This window comes from Exiguobacterium profundum (genome assembly GCF_042652865.1).
Lineage (GTDB): Bacteria > Bacillota > Bacilli > Exiguobacteriales > Exiguobacteriaceae > Exiguobacterium > Exiguobacterium profundum.
Window position 1 is genome coordinate 342,082 of sequence record NZ_JBHSHG010000001.1, and the last position, 21,122, is coordinate 363,203.

Here is a 21,122-nt window from a genome sequence, read left to right on the forward strand (position 1 = left end):
AAGACCTTTGGAGCGATGCCGCGATCGTTGAATCGATTGATCCAACTCGACGGTTTGACTCCAAGAGGTCTTTTTTAAATGAGTTTCATCGCTTTCAAGCCGTACTCGATTCCATCTTCAAGGATGGATTTCGTGACAAAATCCGCCACGTCTTTCGTTTCGGTGCGACCATTGCCCATGGCGATTCCAGTACCTACATACTGAAGCATGGCCAAGTCGTTCAACGCATCTCCGAAAGCGTACGTATTCTCAAGACGGTAGCCATTGGTCTCAATAAAGTGACGGATGCCATCTGCCTTACTGGCCCCTTTGTTGATCACGTCCATTGCATGAGGATGCCAACGGATAAAATCGAACTCACGGTAGGCGTTGATATAATGATGCTCGTCTTCAGGCGTGCAATACAGTAACGTCTGATACACATCTTCTTCTGTATGGAAGTTCGGTTCGAATGAAGGAATCGGCATGTCGAGTTCACCGAGCGATTGTTTGACGATGGCATCATTCGGTCTTGAAGCACCACCACGGTCTTGTCCCAAATAGACGAGAGTATGATCATTTGAAGCGGCGTGCGTCGTCAATCGGCCGAGTGCATCTTTTGAAAGCGTGTTACGATAGACGATTTCACCTTTATGCACGACAATCTGACCGTTATAGCAAACAAGACTATCAATCCCGACACGTTCTGGGATATCGGATAGCATGGCCGGTCCTCGTCCCGTCGCGATGAATGTCTCGACGCCGTTTTCTCGCAATGCCTGAATTGCTGAAATCGTGGAAGGCGGTATATAACTACCTTCATGTAAAAGCGTGCCGTCAATGTCGAAGAAAACAACCTTTTGATCTTCCATTTGATTCACCATTCTTTCTCTTTATCTAAAAAATATGTTTTCTGAACCCACTAAAAGGATAACACGAAATAGGGAAACTACCACGAATATCACATCGTTAGTGAAATATTGTCATGATATGAGCTATAATGAAAAAAGAATCTTACGGGCATATTCGAGAATCACTTATGTTTCACATAGATGTATTAATAATTGAAGTAAGGAGAGATTAAATGAAGTTTGTTAAGAACCACCAAACAGCCGTGTTCGCATTGGGCGGACTCGGAGAAATCGGGAAGAACACATATGTTGTTCAATTCCAAGATGAAATCATCGTCATCGATGCGGGAATCATGTTCCCAGAGGATGACTTGCTTGGAATCGACTATGTGATTCCTGATTACTCGTACCTGATTAAAAACAAGGACAAAGTAAAAGGGGTATTCATCACTCACGGTCACGAAGACCACATCGGGGGAATTCCATTCTTATTGAAGCAAGTGCAATTGCCGATTTACGCGACGAAGCTCGCGCTCGGATTGATTAAAGTTAAACTTGAGGAGCATGGGTTGCTTCGTGAGGCGGAACTCCATGAGATTGATGAGGATTCACTCATCAAGTTCCGCAAGACGAGCATCTCGTTCTTCCGCACGACGCACTCGATTCCGAACTCACTCGGTGTCGTCGTCAAGACGCCACAAGGGAACATCGTCCATACGGGTGACTTCAAGTTCGACTTCACTCCGGTAGGTGAGCCGGCAGACCTCGCCAAGATGGCGGAAATCGGAAAAGAAGGCGTGCTTTGTCTCTTGTCCGATTCGACAAATGCAGAAGTGGAAGGCTTCACGATGAGTGAGAGCGTTGTCGGTGGGACGATTAGTGAAACGTTCCGGAAAGCGGATGGTCGAATCATCTTTGCAACATTCGCATCGAACATCTATCGCTTGCAACAAGTGGTCGATGCGTGTGCCGAGACAGGTCGCCATCTCATGATTTTCGGTCGTTCGATGGAGAAAGTCATGACGATTGGACAAGAACTCGGTTTCATCAACGTTCCGAAAGGGATGATCATTGAGGCGAATCAAATGCGTCACTACGACCCGAATGGAATCGCGATTCTTTGTACCGGCTCGCAAGGGGAACCGATGGCAGCGCTCAGCCGTATTGCGAATGGTACCCATCGTCAAGTGTCAATCATTCCTGGGGATACGGTCATCTTTTCTTCTTCTCCAATCCCAGGAAATGCCATCTCCGTCGGGAAGACGATTGACCAGTTGTATAAAGCGGGAGCGGATGTTGTCTACGGTAAGTTGACGAACATTCATACATCAGGTCATGGTTCGCAACAAGAGCAGTTATTGATGATTCGTCTGTTGAATCCAAAATTCTTCATGCCGATTCACGGTGAGTACCGCATGTTGAAAAAGCATGCTGAGCTTGCTGAATCGGTAGGAATCCCGAAAGAGAACAGTTTCGTTATGGATAATGGTGAAGTGCTTGCTGTCGACTCGGAGTCGGCTGCGGTCACTGGCAAAATTTCTGCGAACGCTGTGTATATCGATGGGAATGGAATTGGTGATATCGGGAATATAGTATTAAGGGATCGCCGAATTCTGTCTGAAGATGGACTCGTTGTCGTCGTCATCAGCATCGATGGCAAGACGCGCAAACTCGTCTCAGGACCAGATATCATCTCACGTGGATTCGTCTATATGCGTGAATCAGGTAGTCTGATTCGTGACGGCGAACGATTGTTGAAGAAAACCGTCGAACAAGGATTGTCCAATAAGCAGATGAAGTGGTCGGAGATGAAACAACTCGTCTCAGACACCCTTACACCTTATTTGGCACAAAAGACGCGGAGACACCCGATGGTCCTGCCGATTATTATGGAAGTATGATTTGACGGGCTGTAGGAGACTACGGCTCGTTTTTTTCACCAGCAAATGAGGAGGGGGAGCTTATGGCGAAGGAAAAGGGGAAGAAAGGGTGGCCGAAATGGGGAGCTGCAATCGTAGCGGTCATTTTTCTCATCACGCTCGTATATCATCAAGTCAAACCATTACCGGAAGGCGTGTCGAGACAATCTGAACCATATCTCATCACAGATGACCAAATCGATTTTCTCCACGATTTGACCTATCAAGGGGAAGATACGGAGATTGTCGAACAAGAGATATTTAGTGAAGTTGAACGAGCAATACGTGAGGCAAAAGAATACATCGTCATGGACTTTTTCTTATTCAATCCTTATTCGAATGAAGACCGACAATATCCGGACATCACATCGCGCCTGTCATCGACATTGCTTGAGCAAATGGAGCGATATCCGGACTTGAAAGTCGTTTTTATTACAGACGATATCAATACGACTTATAACGGGCACGTTTCCGACCACTTCGATGTACTGGAGGAGGCAGGGGTAGAAGTCGTGTACACAAATCTCGACGAACTTCGTGACCCAAATATTCTTTACTCCACGTTTTATCGAATGGCGCTTCAATGGTTCGGTGATAGTCAATCCGGCTGGTTGCCGAATCCGATGGCCTCTTCGGCACCGGACATTACGGTTCGTGCTTATTTGAGGTTGCTCAACATCAAAGCGAACCATCGGAAGGTGATGGTCACTGAAAATGAGGGATTTGTACTATCCGCCAATCCACATGACGCTAGCGGATACCACTCGAATGTCGGTGTCCATTTAAAAGGACCGATTTTAAAAGAAATCGTTGAAGGTGAGCAAGCGGTCGCGACGTTCTCGAAAGGAGATGCACGCCGATTCCCTGATGATGAAGCGTTGTCGAAGATTGAAAATGCGCCGAGTGAGGCACCAATGGAGATTCGTTACGTCACCGAAGGGAAAATTCAAGAATCAGTGCTCGATGCAATGAATGGGGCGGACGATGGAGACACCATTTGGATCGGAATGTTTTATTTGGCAGACCGGAATATCATCCAAGCAATCGAGGATGCCGCAGGGCGCGGGGTGACTGTGAACTTGATCCTCGATCCGAACACGAATGCGTTCGGTCGATCGAAATCAGGGTTACCGAACTTACCGGTGACGGCAGAACTGAACACCGTCAACCCGGAGCATATCGAGATTCGCTGGTATGATGTCGGTAAGGAACAATATCATCCAAAAATCCTCTATGTAGATGGTGAGGAGAAAACCGTTGTCTTAGGATCGGGGAACTATACGACCCGGAACATGAACGATTACAACCTAGAGGCAGACGTCGAAGTGACAGGAGAAGTGGATACAGCCTTCTTTGATGAGGTGGACGAGTATTTTAATCGTCTATGGAACAATGAGAACGGCGCGTATACGGTAGCATATGATGAGATTCAAACGGATCTCCCGCTCGGAAAGTATATGATGTATTGGCTCCAAAAAGTCACATGGACGATGACCTATTAAAAAACAGCTATCCTCAAAGTTTGGGGATAGCTGTTTTGACGTTAGTTCGTCTCGATTGGATTAAACTCATTCGTGTATTCATATAAGAATTTCCCGGTCTCTTTCAAGACGTCACTTTTACGGTGAAGCGAGAAATGGTCGTACGGCACAGTTTCTGTCTGAATGTTATTCGTATACTCTTCAAGTAACAGCGAACTTGCCGGCTCAATCAAATTGAATTCGCCACCTCGTCCAGAGAAGGAGAGTACCTGAACGGACCTCGGCCATGTCTCGAGTTTAGACTGGAATGCTTGCAGTCCGTCTGAGTTAGGGGACAAATCACGGATGGCAGGGCTTCCGGTATTAATGCCGAAGTTACTGGCAGATAAACCGAAGTTTGCAAGGCGCGTCCCGCCGAACGGGCTATCGAACGTCACAAACTTATCGACGATGTATGTCTCTTGATTCAGGATATAGTTGGCAGCGGCTACGCCACCCATGCTATGGCCAATGATATACATCCGATCGAATGATCGATTTCTCGTTTTTTTATATGTTTCAATGGCTGCATTCAACCACTTTGTCTGATTGTTTAAAGAAGCCTCTGCATCTTCGAACTCGATTCGGACAATCGGACGAGTTGAACTAAAATCATATATTTCACAGTCGGTCTTGCCTTTGACAGTCACGGTACAAAGCGCCCCGTCAGTCGCTTGACCACTTTGTTCCATCGCTTGAGAGAAGCGGAGGAACGTCCGGTCTGTCCCGAGTAGTCCATGAACTGCAAACGTAGGGATGAACTCATTCGTTTGAGAAGCTTGACGTATCGCCTCGGATTGACGCTCGTTCGTCAACTCTTGTCGGAAGGTGACGATGATGAGAGCAAGTGAAAGTGAGACGATCAACAGTCCGAGGAGACGTGAACGAATGGATGTCTCTTTTGGGTTGCCAACATTCCGACGATATTTGCGCCAAATGAAGTAAGTCAATACGGCCGCTGCAATCAGAACGATTCCCGTCACGATCCAAGCGTTGACGTTCGGTACATGGGCAACTAGCTTCACGTTATTTTGCCGACCGCCGTAGACTTGCCACTCGACATGTTTCATAGAACGGAGGTCTAGGCCAGTTCCATCCTCAACGAATACGCCGGTCGGAACAGTCAAGTTAAAGCGAATGTCGGCTTGGCGGATATATCGTTCAGCCAATTTTTTGGGGGAGCCGGTTAGTTCAACACCGGGTAAGTCGACCCGATCGAGTCGGAGGTCGAGATTGGTTTGGAGTGTATATGAATCAAACCAAATGCCTTCCTGTTGTTCGATGTCGAACTGAATATCCGGAGGGACTAAAATACCGGCTGGTCCCGTTTTCCATTCCTCTTTAATCTGTTGCAACTCGTCCACATTTTTAAATGTCTTCTTTAAGACCATGCCTTCGTAGTCATCAGGACTCGAATAATCTTCCGTCTCATATCCGTTCGCTTCTGCTTGCTCTTTCCACGTATCCCAGTCGAGTCTGAGATTGAGCAATTTCATGACTGGATGATCACGGAACGCGTAAGTCGTTTCAAGCGAAACAGATTGGTCATAGTGGACGGTCGCATCATAATTGATTCGCACACATCCACCGATTAAAAGAAATAAAAATGGGAATAGTAACAACAGTGCCCTTTTTCTCGAACTAAACATGTTAAATCGGTTCGCCGTATGTTTCTAACGGGTTCGACATATTGATCCGGTCATAGAACATGATCCCGTCTAAATGATCGAGCTCGTGCTGACATACGACAGCGCGCATTCCGCGCAGACGAAGCTTAATCGGCTTCCCCTCGCGGTCGAACCCTTCTAACGTGATTCGACGAAAACGAGGTACATTTCCTTTGACCACGCGATCGACCGATAGACAGCCTTCGCCGCCATTCAAAAATGTCTGTTCGACGGAATGACTTGTAATTTTAGGATTGAAGATGGAGAGTTTAAACGTCTCTTCCTCTTCTTGTAGCAATACTGTGAAGAAACGGCGATTTACACCGAGTTGAGGTGCGGCGATTCCGACACCACCTCGTAACTCGTATTTCTCGCTCATCTCTGGGTCTTGACTATTGACAAGAAACGTCTCCATCTCGTCGAGTAACGCCAAATCTTCTGTTGTTGGCGGAATCGAAACTTCGGCTGAACGCGCGCGAAGTCGCTCGTCTCCTTCGCGGATGACATCTTTCATGGTTAACATACACAACTTCCTTTCTATCGAACTTATATGATTGATTATATCATATTTAAACAGGAAGGAATGTGGATGGTACAGAAGGTGAAATGAAAATAATACAGTGGTGAAAAGGATGTCATATCCCTTGAATGTAAGCGTTTTATTTCGGTAAGCATATTTTTTGCGTTATTGAAACAACCCGTTTTATACTAACAAGGAAACGTCAGGAGAGGATAACTTTTCTGAATCACGTTAATACAGATTGCTTTTTTGGACAGATACACGTAAGATTTGAGATAGTGTTTGATCACAAAAAAGACAATTGTCTCATAGTTGAAAGGATGAGGTGAAACGAATGAACAACGTTCAGGTACTTCAAAACGTGGAAGAAAACTTCCAAACGTTCCGTATTCTCGACGAGAAGGGTGAGGTCGTCAACCAAGACGCAATGCCTGACCTAACGGACGAGCAACTTCAGGAACTCATGCGCCGCATGGTCTATACTCGAATCTGGGACCAACGCGCCATCTCACTTAACCGTCAAGGTCGCTTAGGATTCTACGCGCCAGTGGCAGGTCAAGAGGCGACGATGATCGGGACGCAATACGCGCTCGACAAAGAGGACTGGATCCTTCCAGGATACCGTGATATCCCACAACTCGTATTCCACGGACTTCCGCTTTATCAAGCGTTCTTGTTCTCACGTGGACACGTGGCGGGAAACCGCATCCCTGAAGGTGTCAACGTATTGATGCCACAAATCATCATCGGTGCACAAATCATTCAAACTGCGGGTGTGGCAATGGGCCTCAAACGCAACGGCAACAAAAATGTCGCCATTACTTACACAGGTGACGGTGGCTCATCACAAGGTGACTTCTACGAAGGATTGAACTTTGCAGGTGCATTCAAATCACCAGCAATCTTCGTCGTTCAAAACAACCGTTTCGCTATCTCAACTCCTGTTGAAAAGCAAACTGCAGCTAAAACGATCGCGCAAAAAGCTGTTGCAGCTGGAATCAACGGAATTCAAGTAGATGGAATGGACGTTCTTGCAGTGCTCGCAGCGACTCAACAAGCTCGCGTCGACGCACTCGAGGGAACACCGACACTTATCGAGTCACTCACTTACCGTTACGGACCACATACGCTCGCTGGGGATGACCCAACACGTTACCGTACAAAAGAACTCGACACAGAGTATCAAGAAAAAGATCCACTCGTACGTTTCCGTCTCTTCCTTGAGAACAAGAAACTCTGGAACGAAGACATGGAGAACGAAGTGATCGAGCAAGCGAAAGCTGACGTGAAAGAAGCAATCAGCCAAGCAGACAAAGAACCAAAACAAAAAGTTTCGGACTTCATCAACAACATGTTCGAAGAACTTCCTTCAAACTTGAAAGAACAGCTTGAAGAATATACTGCAAAGGAGTCGAAGTAAGTTATGGCTCAAATGACAATGATCCAAGCGATTACTGATGCGATGCGCGTTGAAATGAAACGCGACGAGAAAGTACTTCTTTTCGGAGAAGACGTTGGTAAAAACGGTGGGGTATTCCGCGCGACGGAAGGTCTCCAAGACGAGCTCGGCGAAGACCGTGTCTTCGACACGCCACTCGCTGAATCAGGGATTGGTGGTCTTGCGATCGGTCTAGGTCTTACTGGATTCCGTCCGATTATGGAAGTTCAATTCTTCGGATTCGTATTCGAAGTTTTCGACTCAATCGCAGCTCAAATGGCACGTATGCGTTACCGTTCAGGCGGCGCTTACAGCCAACCAATCACAATCCGTTCACCATTCGGTGGTGGAGTTAAGACACCTGAGCTTCACGCGGACAGCCTTGAAGGCTTGATGGCTCAGACACCTGGTCTTAAAGTTGTTATTCCATCAACTCCTTACGATGCAAAAGGTTTGTTGATCGCGTCAATCCGTGACAACGACCCAGTCGTGTTCCTCGAGCACATGAAATTGTATCGTTCATTCCGTGGCGAAGTACCTGAAGGTGATTACACAATCGAACTCGGTAAAGCAGATGTGAAACGTGAAGGTACAGACGTTTCAATCATCACTTACGGTGCGATGGTGCATACTTCACTTAAAGCAGCGGAAGAACTTGAAAAAGAAAACATCAACGTTGAAGTAATCGACCTCATGACAGTGAGCCCGCTTGATATCGACACAATCGTAGAGTCTGTTAAGAAAACAGGTCGTGCGATCGTCGTTCAAGAAGCACAACGTCAAGCAGGTATCGCAGCGAACGTTGTAACTGAAATTCAAGAGCGCGCAATTCTTCACCTCGAAGCACCAGTTCTTCGAGTAACTGCACCAGACACAGTCTTCGCATTCGCACAAGGTGAAGACATGTGGTTACCTGACCATAAAGATGTCGTTGCAAAAGTTAAGGAAGTTGTGAACTTCTAAGATCGTGTCGAATAAACGATGAGGGAGAATTGTCTCCCTTGTCGTGTTTACATGATGAATTGATGGGAGGAAAAACCAGTGGCAGTATTTGAATTTAAATTACCAGATATCGGTGAAGGTATTCACGAAGGTGAAATCGTCAAGTGGTTCGTAAAAGCAGGGGATACGGTCAAAGAGGACGATGTTCTTTTAGAAGTACAAAACGACAAAGCAGTCGTTGAAATCCCAGCTCCAGTCGACGGTACAGTCAAAGAAGTTAAAGTTTCTGAAGGTACAGTTGCTGTAGTCGGCGACGTCCTCATTACGTTTGACATCGAAGGCGACGCACCAGCAGGTGAAGAAGAAACACCTGAACAACCGAAAGCAGAAGAGAAGACAGAAGACGTAAAAGAAGATGTGAAAGAAGACGCGCCACGCGACGTTCAACTTCACAAATCTGAGCGTGTTATCGCTATGCCATCTGTCCGTAAATATGCACGTGAAAAAGGTGTCGACATCCGTGAAGTAAACGGTTCTGGCGACAACGGCCGTGTATTGAAAGAAGACATCGATGCATTCGCGAACGGCGAAGCACCGTCTGCAGAAGCTACAACAGAGAAAACAGAATCTGTAGCACCAGCAGCAGCTGCGAAAACGGAAATCAAGCCTTACGAGTCAGCGACTCCTGAACTTGAAACACGTGAGAAAATCCGTGGAATCCGTAAAGCCATCTCGAAAGCTATGGTTAACTCGAAACACACTGCACCACACGTTACACTCATGGACGAAGTCGACGTTACAAAACTCGTTGCACTCCGTAAAGATTTCAAACAAGTCGCGGCTGACCAAGGCGTGAAACTCACGTACTTGCCATTCGTCGTGAAAGCATTGACTGCTGCAGCGAAAGCATTCCCAACAATCAACGCTTCAATCGATGACGTGAACGAAGAAATCGTCTACAAAAACTACTACAACATCGGGATTGCAGCTGACACGGACAACGGACTCGTTGTACCAGTCGTAAAAGATGCAGACCGTAAATCAATCTATGCACTTGCTACAAACATTAACGAACTTGCAGGTAAAGCTCGTGAAGGTAAGCTCGCTGGGGAAGACATGAAAGGCGGATCGATCACAATCACAAACATCGGTTCAGCTGGTGGACAATGGTTCACACCTGTCATCAACCACCCAGAAGTTGCGATTCTCGGTATCGGCCGTATCGCTGAGAAAGCTGTCGTGAAGAACGGTGAAATCGTTGCTGCGCCAGTACTTGCACTTTCATTCAGCTTTGACCACCGCCTCATCGACGGTGCGACTGCACAAAACGCTCTTAACATGGTGAAACGCTTGCTCGAAGACCCAGCACTTCTAATGATGGAGGGATAAGAACATGGTAGTAGGAGAATTCGCACAAGAAACTGATTTGCTTGTCATCGGTGCCGGTCCTGGTGGATACGTTGCCGCAATCCGTGGCGCACAGCTCGGAATGAAAGTAACTATCGTTGAGAAAGGCAACTTCGGTGGTGTCTGCTTGAACGTCGGATGTATCCCATCGAAAGCGTTGATCACAGCAGGACACAACTTCCAACACGCTAAAGGTCATGATTCAATGGGAATCACGTCTGACAACGTGTCAGTGGACTTCACAAAAGTTCAAGATTGGAAACAGTCAGTCGTTAACAAATTGACTGGCGGTGTTAAAGGTCTCCTCAAAGGAAACAAAATCGAGATCGTTCAAGGTGAAGCGTTCTTCGCGTCTGAAGACACAGTTCGTGTCATCACTGAAGACAGCTCAACTCCTTACAAATTTAAAAAAGCGATTGTCGCGACTGGTTCTACACCAATCGAGATCCCATCGTTCAAATGGTCTAAACGCGTCCTTTCTTCAACTGGCGCTTTGGCACTTCCTGAAGTACCGAAGAAACTCGTCGTTATCGGCGGTGGATACATCGGTATGGAGCTCGGTACTGCATACGCTAACTTCGATACAGAAGTTGTCGTTGTAGAGGGCGCTAGCGACATCTTGTCTGGTTTCGAACCACAAATGACGCAAATCGTTAAGAAGAAACTCAAGCAAAAAGGGAACGTCACGATCCACACGAATGCACTTGCTAAAGGTGTTGAAGAAACGGAAGACGGCGTAACCGTTAAGTTTGAAGTAAACGGTGAAGAACAATCTGTTGAAGCGGACTATGTCCTCGTCACAGTTGGTCGTCGTCCAAACACAGGTGACATCGGTCTTGAGAACGCGGACGTTAAAATCAGCGACCGCGGAATCATCGAAATCGATGACCAGTGTAAAACATCGAACGAAAACATCTATGCAATCGGTGATATCGTTCCTGGACCACCACTTGCACACAAAGCATCTTACGAAGCGAAAATCGCAGCGGAAGCAGCAGCAGGTAAGCCAGCTTACCTCGACTACTCTGCAATCCCTGCAGTCGTCTTCACAGATCCTGAGCTCGCAACGGTTGGTTACACAGAGCCACTCGCAAAAGAAGAAGGACTCGAAATCACAGTTTCGAAATTCCCATTTGCAGCGAACGGTCGTGCACTTGCACTTGACGAGCCAGACGGCTTCATGAAGCTCATCACACGCAAAGAGGACGGTCTCTTGATCGGTGCTCAAATCGCGGGTACTGGCGCTTCAGATATGATTGCTGAGCTTGGTCTTGCAATCGAGGCTGGTATGACTGCTGAAGATATCGCACTTACAATCCACGCTCACCCATCACTCGGTGAGATGGCAATGGAAGCTGCTGAAATCGCAATGGGTATGCCAATCCACGTCGTAAAATAAGAATACTCATAAAAGCTCTCTCACTTTTCGTGAGAGAGCTTTTTCATGTAGGTGACGACACGCTCGACTTCCTTGAATCCAATTTTCTCGTGAAAGCGTTGACTGTCCTCGTTTTCAAGCTCGGTATCCGATGCCAGTTCGATACAACCATGACGCGCCGCGAAGGTCGACGCAGCATCGACCAAACGAGAGGCAACACCTCGATGACGCTCTGATTCAATGACATAGATTCCTTCCATATAGGCGGTCGGTGACGTGCTAGAACCTGGCACGTAGTCATGTCGGAAACTGAGCTGACAAAAACCAACTGCCTCCCCATGTTCATTTGATGCGATGAAATAATGCATCTTTTTTGAGGCGAGACCGAGTTTGACTTCCATTCGTAATTCTTCAATAGGGGCATCTGGCCATAGGTCGTGCATGAACTGGACAAGAGTTTCAACGTTTAACTCCGTTGCATAATCAATCTTCATTGTCATTCTCTCCTTAGGTTTCATACTAGTAGTATAAAGGAAAATACATGTGAAGAGAGAAGGGAGGGAATCCTGATGGCATTCGATGAGGAGTTATTATACACCGTATCCGAGACGAGTCGTGTCCGATTTACCGGTATTGAAACAGAAGCCGCTCGTTATGATTTTGGTTTCGTTTATACACAGCAATTCATGGGCAAGGTGTTAGTCGTCTGTATGCAAACGGGTCAATCGGCCCTTCTTGATTTGCATGCGCTAGAAGAGCCACGTCAATTGTATCCGATGCTTGGCATTAACTTGAACGACACGGAACACGTCGCTGAATTTTTACGACTTTGCTTGGTCGAAAAAACACAAGCATCTGAAGAAATTGATACTTGAAAAAATGTAAGCGTTTTCTTATAATAAGCACTAGGGGAAGCAATTCGATCATCTACAGCCACCTTTTCTGAGATGACATAAAAAATGAGCCGGTCACGATGACCGGCTCATTTTTTATTTAGCGAATCGCTTTTGTTTGTTGGATGACTTTAATCATTTGCAGTGACTCATCTTCAAGACCTTGAACCGGAAGACCCGCTTCAATGTTGGCCATGATGTACTCGAGTGTCGAAGTCGTAATCAATTCGCCTGGAATGATGATCGGAATCCCTGGCGGATACACCATAATGAATTCCGCTGAAATACGGCCGACTGCGTTTTCGAGAGGAATCGTTTCCGTCTCTTCATAAAACGCATCACGAGGGCTGAGCGCAAGAGGTGGAATCTCTGGGAGCATGATCGATAGTGAATCGTTACCAGACTTCTGATAAACGGAGACGACGTCTCGCATCGCTTCAATCAATGCTTGAATCGTGGACTCATCATCCGCTGATGTGACGATAAAGAGCACATTCAATAAATCGGACATCTCGACTTCGATACGGTGTTTGTCCCGAAGAAATTTCTCGACTTCAAATCCTGTTATTCCAAGTTCGCGCACGGATACGAGTACTTTCGTTTCGTCGAGCGCGTATGTCGATTCAGAATGCAATTCGGCATGACCGTATACTGACAAGTTAGGCATGTGGTTGATTGCTGTACGAGCCGTTCTCGCAAGCTCAAGTGCACGTTCATTCATCATGTGTCCCTTTGTCGCTAACTGTCGACGTGCCGCGTCGAGAGAAGCGAGGAGCAAGTAGGACGTCGAAGTCGTTGTAATCATGGAAAGCATCGCATGAATTCGTTCTGGCGAGACGAGACCGCGGCGTACGTTCAAAATCGAACTGCCTGTCATTGAACCACCAAGCTTGTGTACACTCGTCGCCGCCACATCTGCTCCCGCTTGCATCGCCGAGAGTGGGAGTTCATCGTGAAAAGGGAGATGAACGCCGTGTGCCTCATCGACAAGTACAGGAACGTCTTGCTCATGAGCGACAGACACGATACGCTCTAAATCACCTGCGACACCGAAATAAGTCGGATTAATGACGAGAACGGCTTTTGTGTCCGGGTGAAGTTCAAGTGCGCGTTCTACGGCACTAGCTGTGATTCCGTGGGCGATGCCGTATGTTTCGTCAAATTCCGGGTGGATGAAGACCGGATGAGCACCCGTTAAGACGAGCGCGGACATGACGGATTTATGGACGTTCCGTGGCACAATGATTTTTTCATTCGGGCCAACGACACCCATGATCATAGCCATGATGGCACTCGATGTTCCCTGGACAGAGAAAAAGGTCTCGTCAGCACGGAACGCCTCTGCCGCCAAGCGTTCCGCTTCAGCGATTGCCGCTTTTGGATGATGGAGGTCATCGAGTGGGGCAATGTTAATCAAATCAATTTTTAGGGCGTTTTCACCAATAAAGTCACGAAACTCTGGGTCCATCCCTTTTCCGCTTTTATGACCAGGAATGTGGAACGCAATCGGGTTTGAGTCGACATGTTCAAGCAACGTGTCAAATAGTGGCGTTTCGAGCTGAGTAGCACCTTTTAATTTCAATCGTAAATCCCCCTTGAATCAGTTTATTTATAAGATGAATAGTATCGTTATGATATATGTTGTTTTTAAAAAAAGAAGCAACAAAAAAACTATAGAGATTTCTGGCTCAACTTGCAATAGTTTTTTTTGTTGTTACAATGGGTGTCGAGGTGAAACAATATGCAAATTAACTATCCGATCAATCCGGATTGGACGACAGACGAATTGATTGAAGTCGTCGAGTTTTATAACGTTGTCGCACAAGCCAATGAAGGTGGAGTCGAACGAGAGGTTTTTCTCGATTCCTATCGTGCCTTCAAGCAAATCGTAACATCTAAGTCGGAGGAGAAACAACTGAACGCGGTTCACGATGAGCAGACGGGCTATTCCACATATCGTACGGTTCAGGCGGCAATGAAGTCCTCGAGTAAAATGATTAAACTGTAAGACCGAGCATGCCCGAGCAAATTCAGGCATGCTTTTTTGTTATTTCTCCTATAAATCGGGTACAGTTCATTAACACCAAATCAGGTTTAGGGACCTCGGAATTGGGAATATATCCATTAAGATAAAAAATTCAAAATAGTCAGACAATTCTCTTTCTTTTTCGAATTTTATCTGATATACTCAATTCAACTCACTAAACCGTAACTTGTAGCCCAACAAAAGGAGTGTGGCATCTTATGAAACAAGTGATTGAGGCATTCAAAAGAAAAGACGCAGAAAAACGGATCCCGGTGCTGCGCTTAGAGATTGATTATGAATTGGCAACCCTCTTCGATGCGATGGCGTCACAAGATGATGCTACAGTTCAGGCTAGCAAGCATCGGTTAGAGAAGTACCGCCAAGAATTATTGCGTCTCGAAGCCTAACCATTACACACATTCAACCAGTATTCCGAGCGGATACTGGTTTTTGTTTGGTACAATACAGTTGAGGTGATCACAGATGATAGAATGGTTTGCAGTCGACTTAATCAAACATGCGGGAGAACTGATTCGTCGCGAGATTGATCAAAGTTATGAAGTGGAACGAAAGACGGGAAAAGGGGACTTGGTCACTGAAATCGACCGCGCGGTGGAACAACTGATTGTCCGTCGAATCCAACAAACATTTCCGGAACATCAGATTATGGGGGAAGAAGGGACGACAGATCAGCCAGAACAATTGACCGGTACCGTCTGGTTTGTCGACCCGATTGATGGGACGTTAAATTTTATTCATCAAAAACGTATGTTTGCCATCTCCATCGCGATCATGATAGATGGGGTCGTGGAATATGGATTCGTCTATGACGTCATGGCGGATGAGATGTTCATGGCGCGGAAAGGATACGGGGCGACATTGAACGGTCGGACATTGACGACTCTTCATGAACATCATGTTCGAGACGCATTTTTAAGTATGAATGCGACGTGGGTCACGCCGAACCACCAGATTGCCCCGGAAATACTCGCTCCGATTGTACGGGACTCGATTGGAACGCGAGCTCATGGTGCTGCATCGCTTGAATTAGCCTGGCTTGCTGCCGGCCGCGTGGACGGCTACATCACCATGCGTAATATGCCATGGGATTATGCTGCTGGAAAGTTACTCGTTGAAGAGGTAGGTGGGCGTGTCGTTTCCTTATATGGTGAGCCGATTCGGTATGACGGAAAAACATCTGTCTTGGCTGGGAGCGATTCATTTGTCAATGACGTCATCAAACATTACGTCATCGCAAAAGGGGTCACGGCTGAAGTAAAACCGGACTTACACATCGTGGAACATGATTCGTATGAAGAAATCCGCGACTTACTCGTCTTGGCGAATCCGAATGAAGCGATGGTCCGAGAACAATTCGAGGAAGGTCGTACGTACAAAGCGTTACTCGGTAGTGAGATTGTCGGTGCGTATATGCTCGTTTCACACGAAGGCGATCGGGTTGAACTCGTCAATATCGCAGTGAAACCCGAACGTCAAAACCAAACGATTGGTCAACGCTTGTTACAAGACGCAGTGAAGCGGGCCACGATGATTGGTGGGAAAGAACTACTCGTCTGTACAGGAAATTCAAGCATCATGCAGTTGCGTTTTTACCAACAAGCCGGATTCCGATTCGATTCAGTGGAACGCGATTATTTTCGTAATCACGGGTACGATGACATTGAAGAAGATGGGCTCGTTTTACGCGACCGCATCTGCTTGACTCGTCCGCTATAAAAGCAAGTTAAAAGGGTTACTCCGACATGATCCCGGAGTAACCCTTTTTTTATGATTGACGTTCTGAAAGAATGCGGCGACGCAATTGAATACCAAAGAATGTCGCTACGCCACTTAACACGAGGCTTCCCAAGATAATGGCGGCGCTCCCCTCGGCCACCCCGATTCCAATGCCGACGAATCCTGCGACAACGGCCGTTGCGATCAATACAAACATTAGCTGCATGGAGGTTCCTCCTTATTTTCTCTTCTCTTCCCTATTGTATGATAAAAAACACGAGATGAAAACGTTCACAGTCGATTCCACTCGACAAAGGTACTGTGACGTGTGCTATACTCTTAAAGTTGAAGAAAAGTTGAAATTTTTTAAATAAGAGAGGAATAACTACATGAACGTAAGAACAAACCTTCGTAACGTAGCCATCATCGCGCACGTTGACCACGGTAAAACAACGTTAGTCGATGAATTATTGAAACAGTCTGGTACTTTCCGGACGAACGAGGCAGTCGCAGAACGCGCGATGGACTCGAACGATATCGAGCGTGAGCGCGGAATTACGATTCTCGCAAAAAACACAGCAATCGATTATAAAGAGACTCGCATCAACATCGTAGATACACCAGGTCACGCAGACTTCGGTGGAGAAGTTGAGCGAATCATGCGTATGGTAGACGGCGTTATTCTTGTTGTCGATGCGCGTGAAGGCTGTATGCCACAAACTCGTTTCGTATTGAAAAAAGCACTCGACCAAGGACTTCGTCCGATTGTCGTCGTCAACAAAATCGATAAGCCGATGGTTCGTCCACTCGACGTTGTCGATGAAGTTGTTGATCTCTTGATCGACCTTGGCGCAGATGAAGATCAACTTGAATTCCCTGTCGTCTATACATCAGCAGTCAGCGGTTCAAGTTCGTTCGATCCTGACCCAGAAAAACAAGAAGATACAATCACTCACGTACTCGACACGATTCTCGAAAACACGCCGGCTCCAGTGGACAACTCAGACGAGCCACTTCAATTCCAAGTGACGATGCTCGACTATGACAACTACCTCGGCCGTATCGGCGTAGGTCGCGTCTTCCGTGGGAAAATCAAAGTCGGTGAGCAAGTATCGCTTTGTAAGACAGACGGTACGGTGAAGCAACTTCGTGTCACGAAATTGTTCGGTTACTTCGGCCTCAAGCGCGTCGAAATCGAAGAAGCAAAAGCAGGTGACTTGATCGCTATCGCCGGGATGGAAGATATCAACGTCGGTGAAACGGTAACGCCAGTCGGTAAAGAAGAGCCACTTCCGCTCCTTCGCATCGATGAGCCAACGCTTCAAATGCGTTTCATGACAAACAACTCTCCATTCGCAGGACGTGAAGGCGATTTCGTGACGGCACGTAAAATCGAAGAGCGTTTGATGAAACAACTCGAGACGGACGTTTCACTCCGTGTCGAAAACACAGATTCACCAGACCAATGGATCGTATCAGGACGCGGTGAGCTTCACCTCGGGATCTTGATTGAAAACATGCGTCGTGAAGGTTACGAGCTCCAAGTATCAAAACCACAAGTTATCATCCGCGAAGACGAAAGCGGCACAAAAGTTGAGCCGTTCGAGCGTGTCATCATCGACGTACCTGAAGAGTACACAGGTTCAGTCATGGAATCGATTGGTCTCCGTAAAGGTGAGCTTGCGAACATGAACACGAATGACAACGGTCAGACACGTATGGAATTCCTCGTGCCATCACGTGGTCTTATCGGTTACCGTAACGAATTCTTGTCAGCGACACGTGGATACGGAATCTTGAACCATACGTTCGAAGAGTACCGTCCATATATCGCTGCTGATATCGGTGGTCGTCGTAGCGGTGTTATGGTTTGTATCGAAAACGGGAAGTCGACGGCCTACTCAATCGGTGCCCTTGAAGACCGTGGGACAATCTTTATCGAGCCAGGTACAGATGTGTATGAAGGAATGATCATCGGGGAATGTAACCGTGATGTTGACCTTGCCATTAACGCTGTTAAAGGGAAACAATTGACGAACATGCGTGCTTCTGCAAAAGACTCGACACAAGTCTTGAAACGTCCGCGCGTCTTCTCACTTGAAGAGTCACTCACGTTCTTGAACGATGACGAGTACTGTGAAATTACACCGGAGTCGATCCGTCTCCGTAAGAAAATCTTGAACAAGAACGAACGCGAGAAAGCAGACAAGCGTCGTAAACTTGGTAAAGAATAAGTTATAAGAAAGGGGACGCTTCGGCGTTCCCTTTTGCATGGAATAGTGTAGAATGGATGTGTATGAAATAAAGGGGGACTCTTTGTCTTGAAAGCTTCTCAAACAATCGATATCACACAAATTGACGTTCCGTGGATCGCTTCGATGCTAGGTGTCGGCAGTGACCCGAACGACTTTTCCGTTGGGTTCAATGCACTCGTTGTCACGGTCATCTTACTGACGATCCTTGTCTTTAAACTTGGTTTTGCGAAACAATTGGCATGGTGGAAGTCGCTCATCGTCTATATTCTCCTTTCACTTGGAGCAGGTACGATGGCACTCGTCTTTTTCACATGGCCAATCCCGGAAGTGCTTGCCGTCATGGCAATCGTGTTAGCCATTTATCGTGGCCGCCTCTGGTGGAATCGTCGTCAAGATGCGGTAGAATCATAAAAAATACGGGCGTCTCTTCGGAGGCGCCCGTTTGCATTACCAGTTTCGTTTTTGTCGAAATGTAGGATATAACTTGAATTGTCCAGATGCGGCGCGTTCAGCCGTTCGTTCGCTGATTCGCTCCTGACACTCTTGACACATATACGTTTTCGCCGGTTTGTTACGCAAGCGTTTTGCTTCAAACGACCATGAGTCGATCGTCTCGACTTTATCGCAAAGAGAACATTTTACACGCATCTTTTCACCTTCCTCTATACGATGAGTATAGCATGATTTCAACCGTTAAAAGCAGGGAATTGAACCGGTAAGGGAGAATGGTACAACCATACCCGGTGAAAAGGAGGGGAGTTGAATGGCGAGCAAGGCAACGTTTGAACTGACAGCTGCGCAAGAGCGCTTGTTGAATGACATGCCGTTAACATTTCTCGTTGGTTTTGACGAGGCGAAGCGTTGGCCGATCAGCCATGCCATCAGTTGGGTGCAAGCGTTAGATGCTGTCACGGTCCGGTTCGCATTAACGAGAAATTCCCATATCGTGACCATCTTGACGACTGAAAAGACGGCTGGCCTCATCTTTATCGAAGATGGTCAGTCTTATCATGTTTTACTCTCATCAATTCGAGAGTTCGACCCGGCGGTCAAACCAAGCCTTCATCTTCGTTTTTTTGAAGGACATGTCGAAGAAGTGAGGAACATCTCGTTTTATGGAGCAGCTTACGCACAGCCCGAAATCACGAAAACATACGATATTCGTGCGGCGGAAAAGCTTGACCGTGAAGTGAAAGAAAGTCTTCATTCTTGAATACCATCCTATATTCGAGGGGCGGCAAAGTCTATGAAAAAAACGTATGTACTCGATACGAACGTACTCCTACATGATCCGCTATCCTTATTTCAATTTGAAGAACACGACGTGGTCATTCCAGCCATCGTCCTAGAAGAGTTAGATGGAAAGAAACGAAACATGGATGAGGTCGGGCGGAACGCCCGTGAAACGTCACGTGTCCTCGACCAGCTCCGAACATCGGGAAAACTCCATGACGGGGTCCCGCTTGAAAACGGAGGACGTCTGTTTGTCGAAATCGGTCATGAACACCAGGTCGATATTCCGTTCGATGTCATGACAAACGATAACCGTATCCTACTCGTTGCCTTAAAGTTAATGAAACAATTCGAGCATGACGCAGGTCGAAAGGTCGTCGTCGTCTCAAAAGATATATTGGTCCGTGTCAAAGCGGACGCCATTGGAATTGATGCAGAAGACTATCTGACAGATCATATCGTTGATACGACGGACTTATACGCCGGCTATCGAGAGATTGAAGTCGATCAGTCGCTCATCGATGAATTTTATAAAGTTCGTCAATTGCCGACGACGGCCTTGACGAAACAAGTGCTATATCCGAATTCATTCGTCGTCTTGAAAAGTAATGTGTCGAAAGCGAGTGCGCTTGCTGTGGTCGATTCGCTTCAACCGATTTTACGACCGCTGGCACTCGATGCAGATCATATTTGGGGAATTCATCCGCGAAACGTTCAACAGCGGATGGCCCTCGACCTGTTGCTTCGAGATGACATTCCGTTTGTCACCTTACTTGGGAAAGCCGGTACCGGGAAGACGCTCCTTGCCCTAGCAGCAGGGCTCTCGCTCGTCGAGGATGAACAGCGTTACAATAAGCTCGTCGTCGCTCGTCCGGTCGTGCCGATGGGGAATGATATCGGTTATTTGCCAGGGGAGATGGAAGAGAAGCTTCGCCCATGGATGCAACCGATTTATGATAACCTAGAATTTTTATTCAATGCGAATTCAAAAGACGAGCTCGGCAATATTCTAGCCGGTATGAAATCGATTCAGCTCGAGGCGCTCACCTATATTCGAGGTAGAAGTATGCCGGACCAGTTCATCATCATCGATGAGGCGCAGAACTTAACGAAGCATGAAATCAAAACGATTCTTACTCGCGTTGGAGAGAACTCGAAAATCGTTCTCGTCGGTGACCCGTATCAGATCGACCATCCGTATTTAGATGAGTATTCGAACGGCTTGACGTACGCGGTGGAACGCTTCAAAGGACAAAACGTCTTCGGACACGTGCAACTCGTGAAAGGGGAACGTTCATCCCTTGCACGATTGGCGGCTGATTTACTATAAGCGATATACACAAATAACGCCGAGCTT

Annotated in this window: 21 protein-coding genes; 14 read left to right on the forward strand and 7 right to left on the reverse strand. The window is 46.8% G+C overall.

The features are described 5' to 3' along the window. Positions 1-74: 74 nt before the first annotated feature. Positions 75-863, reverse strand: coding sequence for a Cof-type HAD-IIB family hydrolase (locus ACFO4U_RS01765; protein ID WP_201302237.1), 789 nt, complete (start codon positions 861-863; stop codon positions 75-77). A gap of 200 nt (positions 864-1,063) precedes the next feature. Between ACFO4U_RS01765 and rnjA the strand changes: the two genes are divergently transcribed. Together rnjA and ACFO4U_RS01775 are read left to right on the forward strand one after the other, a co-directional pair. Beyond that, positions 1,064-2,731: a ribonuclease J1 gene (gene rnjA / locus ACFO4U_RS01770; protein WP_215244079.1), complete on the forward strand. Its 1,668-nt coding sequence runs from the start codon at positions 1,064-1,066 to the stop codon at positions 2,729-2,731. Positions 2,732-2,793: 62 nt separating this feature from the next. Beyond that, complete coding sequence (locus tag ACFO4U_RS01775; protein WP_215244078.1) at positions 2,794-4,251, forward strand: phospholipase D family protein; 1,458 nt, start codon at positions 2,794-2,796, stop codon at positions 4,249-4,251. Between the two features lie 41 nt (positions 4,252-4,292). Here ACFO4U_RS01775 and ACFO4U_RS01780 read toward each other — a convergent pair whose 3' ends face one another. Both ACFO4U_RS01780 and def read right to left on the reverse strand, forming a co-directional pair. Continuing rightward, the gene (locus ACFO4U_RS01780) at positions 4,293-5,918 is read right to left on the reverse strand and encodes an alpha/beta hydrolase (protein WP_074037380.1); all 1,626 of its coding nucleotides are present in this window, start codon (positions 5,916-5,918) and stop codon (positions 4,293-4,295) included. Position 5,919: 1 nt separating this feature from the next. Further along, positions 5,920-6,459: a peptide deformylase gene (def, locus tag ACFO4U_RS01785; protein WP_214691101.1), complete on the reverse strand. Its 540-nt coding sequence runs from the start codon at positions 6,457-6,459 to the stop codon at positions 5,920-5,922. Between the two features lie 331 nt (positions 6,460-6,790). On the opposite strand from def, the gene pdhA reads away from it, so the two are divergent. The 4 genes from pdhA (at position 6,791) to lpdA (ending at position 11,642) form a co-directional block, all read left to right on the forward strand. Beyond that, positions 6,791-7,876, forward strand: a complete 1,086-nt coding sequence (gene pdhA, locus ACFO4U_RS01790; protein WP_015881258.1) for a pyruvate dehydrogenase (acetyl-transferring) E1 component subunit alpha — start codon at positions 6,791-6,793, stop codon at positions 7,874-7,876. Positions 7,877-7,879: 3 nt separating this feature from the next. Next, positions 7,880-8,857: an alpha-ketoacid dehydrogenase subunit beta gene (locus ACFO4U_RS01795; protein ID WP_074034993.1), complete on the forward strand. Its 978-nt coding sequence runs from the start codon at positions 7,880-7,882 to the stop codon at positions 8,855-8,857. Positions 8,858-8,935: 78 nt separating this feature from the next. Next, positions 8,936-10,225 (forward strand): dihydrolipoamide acetyltransferase family protein, encoded by a 1,290-nt coding sequence (locus tag ACFO4U_RS01800; protein ID WP_015881260.1) that lies wholly within the window; start codon positions 8,936-8,938, stop codon positions 10,223-10,225. 4 nt (positions 10,226-10,229) lie between these two features. Then, on the forward strand, positions 10,230-11,642 hold the full coding sequence (lpdA, locus tag ACFO4U_RS01805) for a dihydrolipoyl dehydrogenase (protein ID WP_015881261.1): 1,413 nt from the start codon (positions 10,230-10,232) through the stop codon (positions 11,640-11,642). 20 nt (positions 11,643-11,662) lie between these two features. Here lpdA and aac(6') read toward each other — a convergent pair whose 3' ends face one another. After that, positions 11,663-12,115 (reverse strand): aminoglycoside 6'-N-acetyltransferase, encoded by a 453-nt coding sequence (aac(6'), locus tag ACFO4U_RS01810; RefSeq protein ID WP_159562035.1) that lies wholly within the window; start codon positions 12,113-12,115, stop codon positions 11,663-11,665. Between the two features lie 75 nt (positions 12,116-12,190). Here aac(6') and ACFO4U_RS01815 point away from each other — a divergent pair, with 75 nt between their 5' ends. After that, positions 12,191-12,496, forward strand: coding sequence for a DUF3055 domain-containing protein (locus ACFO4U_RS01815; protein ID WP_031421518.1), 306 nt, complete (start codon positions 12,191-12,193; stop codon positions 12,494-12,496). Positions 12,497-12,614: 118 nt separating this feature from the next. On the opposite strand, the gene ACFO4U_RS01820 is transcribed toward ACFO4U_RS01815, so the two are convergent. Continuing rightward, entirely contained in the window at positions 12,615-14,096 is a 1,482-nt protein-coding gene (locus ACFO4U_RS01820; protein WP_214691100.1) for an aminotransferase class I/II-fold pyridoxal phosphate-dependent enzyme, read from the reverse strand. A gap of 159 nt (positions 14,097-14,255) precedes the next feature. On the opposite strand from ACFO4U_RS01820, the gene ACFO4U_RS01825 reads away from it, so the two are divergent. From ACFO4U_RS01825 to ACFO4U_RS01835, 3 genes are all read left to right on the forward strand, one after another. Continuing rightward, the gene (locus ACFO4U_RS01825; RefSeq protein ID WP_031421520.1) at positions 14,256-14,522 is read left to right on the forward strand and encodes a UPF0223 family protein; all 267 of its coding nucleotides are present in this window, start codon (positions 14,256-14,258) and stop codon (positions 14,520-14,522) included. A gap of 236 nt (positions 14,523-14,758) precedes the next feature. Beyond that, positions 14,759-14,947, forward strand: a complete 189-nt coding sequence (locus tag ACFO4U_RS01830) for a hypothetical protein (protein ID WP_015881266.1) — start codon at positions 14,759-14,761, stop codon at positions 14,945-14,947. Between the two features lie 76 nt (positions 14,948-15,023). Then, positions 15,024-16,277 carry an inositol monophosphatase family protein gene (locus tag ACFO4U_RS01835; RefSeq protein ID WP_215244077.1) on the forward strand — a complete coding sequence of 418 codons (1,254 nt, stop codon included), beginning with the start codon at positions 15,024-15,026 and terminating at the stop codon, positions 16,275-16,277. A gap of 49 nt (positions 16,278-16,326) precedes the next feature. On the opposite strand, the gene ACFO4U_RS01840 is transcribed toward ACFO4U_RS01835, so the two are convergent. After that, on the reverse strand, positions 16,327-16,503 hold the full coding sequence (locus ACFO4U_RS01840; RefSeq protein ID WP_031421524.1) for a hypothetical protein: 177 nt from the start codon (positions 16,501-16,503) through the stop codon (positions 16,327-16,329). A gap of 163 nt (positions 16,504-16,666) precedes the next feature. On the opposite strand from ACFO4U_RS01840, the gene typA reads away from it, so the two are divergent. Next, complete coding sequence (gene typA / locus ACFO4U_RS01845) at positions 16,667-18,511, forward strand: translational GTPase TypA (protein WP_015881269.1); 1,845 nt, start codon at positions 16,667-16,669, stop codon at positions 18,509-18,511. Between the two features lie 87 nt (positions 18,512-18,598). Then, positions 18,599-18,943, forward strand: coding sequence for a YlaH-like family protein (locus ACFO4U_RS01850; RefSeq protein ID WP_015881270.1), 345 nt, complete (start codon positions 18,599-18,601; stop codon positions 18,941-18,943). 36 nt (positions 18,944-18,979) lie between these two features. Here the strand turns inward: ACFO4U_RS01850 and ACFO4U_RS01855 are convergent, their stop codons facing one another. Beyond that, a complete protein-coding gene (locus ACFO4U_RS01855; protein WP_015881271.1) occupies positions 18,980-19,180 on the reverse strand; it encodes a YlaI family protein in 201 nt (66 codons plus the stop codon). Between the two features lie 115 nt (positions 19,181-19,295). Between ACFO4U_RS01855 and ACFO4U_RS01860 the strand changes: the two genes are divergently transcribed. Then, positions 19,296-19,745, forward strand: a complete 450-nt coding sequence (locus ACFO4U_RS01860; RefSeq protein ID WP_074037365.1) for a PNPOx family protein — start codon at positions 19,296-19,298, stop codon at positions 19,743-19,745. Positions 19,746-19,778: 33 nt separating this feature from the next. After that, complete coding sequence (locus ACFO4U_RS01865; RefSeq protein WP_074037364.1) at positions 19,779-21,095, forward strand: PhoH family protein; 1,317 nt, start codon at positions 19,779-19,781, stop codon at positions 21,093-21,095. Positions 21,096-21,122: the final 27 nt, after the last annotated feature.

What these genes read in the sequence shown, in the direction of transcription:
- ACFO4U_RS01865 (WP_074037364.1), top strand. Translation starts at nt 19,779, where the DNA reads ATGAAAAAAACGTATGTACTCGATACGAACGTACTCCTACATGATCCG.
- ACFO4U_RS01855 (WP_015881271.1), bottom strand. Translation starts at nt 19,180, where the DNA reads ATGCGTGTAAAATGTTCTCTTTGCGATAAAGTCGAGACGATCGACTCA.
- typA (WP_015881269.1), top strand. Translation starts at nt 16,667, where the DNA reads ATGAACGTAAGAACAAACCTTCGTAACGTAGCCATCATCGCGCACGTT.
- ACFO4U_RS01830 (WP_015881266.1), top strand. Translation starts at nt 14,759, where the DNA reads ATGAAACAAGTGATTGAGGCATTCAAAAGAAAAGACGCAGAAAAACGG.
- ACFO4U_RS01775 (WP_215244078.1), top strand. Translation starts at nt 2,794, where the DNA reads ATGGCGAAGGAAAAGGGGAAGAAAGGGTGGCCGAAATGGGGAGCTGCA.
- ACFO4U_RS01860 (WP_074037365.1), top strand. Translation starts at nt 19,296, where the DNA reads ATGGCGAGCAAGGCAACGTTTGAACTGACAGCTGCGCAAGAGCGCTTG.
- ACFO4U_RS01840 (WP_031421524.1), bottom strand. Translation starts at nt 16,503, where the DNA reads ATGCAGCTAATGTTTGTATTGATCGCAACGGCCGTTGTCGCAGGATTC.
- ACFO4U_RS01825 (WP_031421520.1), top strand. Translation starts at nt 14,256, where the DNA reads ATGCAAATTAACTATCCGATCAATCCGGATTGGACGACAGACGAATTG.
- pdhA (WP_015881258.1), top strand. Translation starts at nt 6,791, where the DNA reads ATGAACAACGTTCAGGTACTTCAAAACGTGGAAGAAAACTTCCAAACG.
- rnjA (WP_215244079.1), top strand. Translation starts at nt 1,064, where the DNA reads ATGAAGTTTGTTAAGAACCACCAAACAGCCGTGTTCGCATTGGGCGGA.
- ACFO4U_RS01780 (WP_074037380.1), bottom strand. Translation starts at nt 5,918, where the DNA reads ATGTTTAGTTCGAGAAAAAGGGCACTGTTGTTACTATTCCCATTTTTA.
- ACFO4U_RS01835 (WP_215244077.1), top strand. Translation starts at nt 15,024, where the DNA reads ATGATAGAATGGTTTGCAGTCGACTTAATCAAACATGCGGGAGAACTG.
- ACFO4U_RS01795 (WP_074034993.1), top strand. Translation starts at nt 7,880, where the DNA reads ATGGCTCAAATGACAATGATCCAAGCGATTACTGATGCGATGCGCGTT.
- ACFO4U_RS01765 (WP_201302237.1), bottom strand. Translation starts at nt 863, where the DNA reads ATGGTGAATCAAATGGAAGATCAAAAGGTTGTTTTCTTCGACATTGAC.
- ACFO4U_RS01815 (WP_031421518.1), top strand. Translation starts at nt 12,191, where the DNA reads ATGGCATTCGATGAGGAGTTATTATACACCGTATCCGAGACGAGTCGT.
- def (WP_214691101.1), bottom strand. Translation starts at nt 6,459, where the DNA reads ATGTTAACCATGAAAGATGTCATCCGCGAAGGAGACGAGCGACTTCGC.
- lpdA (WP_015881261.1), top strand. Translation starts at nt 10,230, where the DNA reads ATGGTAGTAGGAGAATTCGCACAAGAAACTGATTTGCTTGTCATCGGT.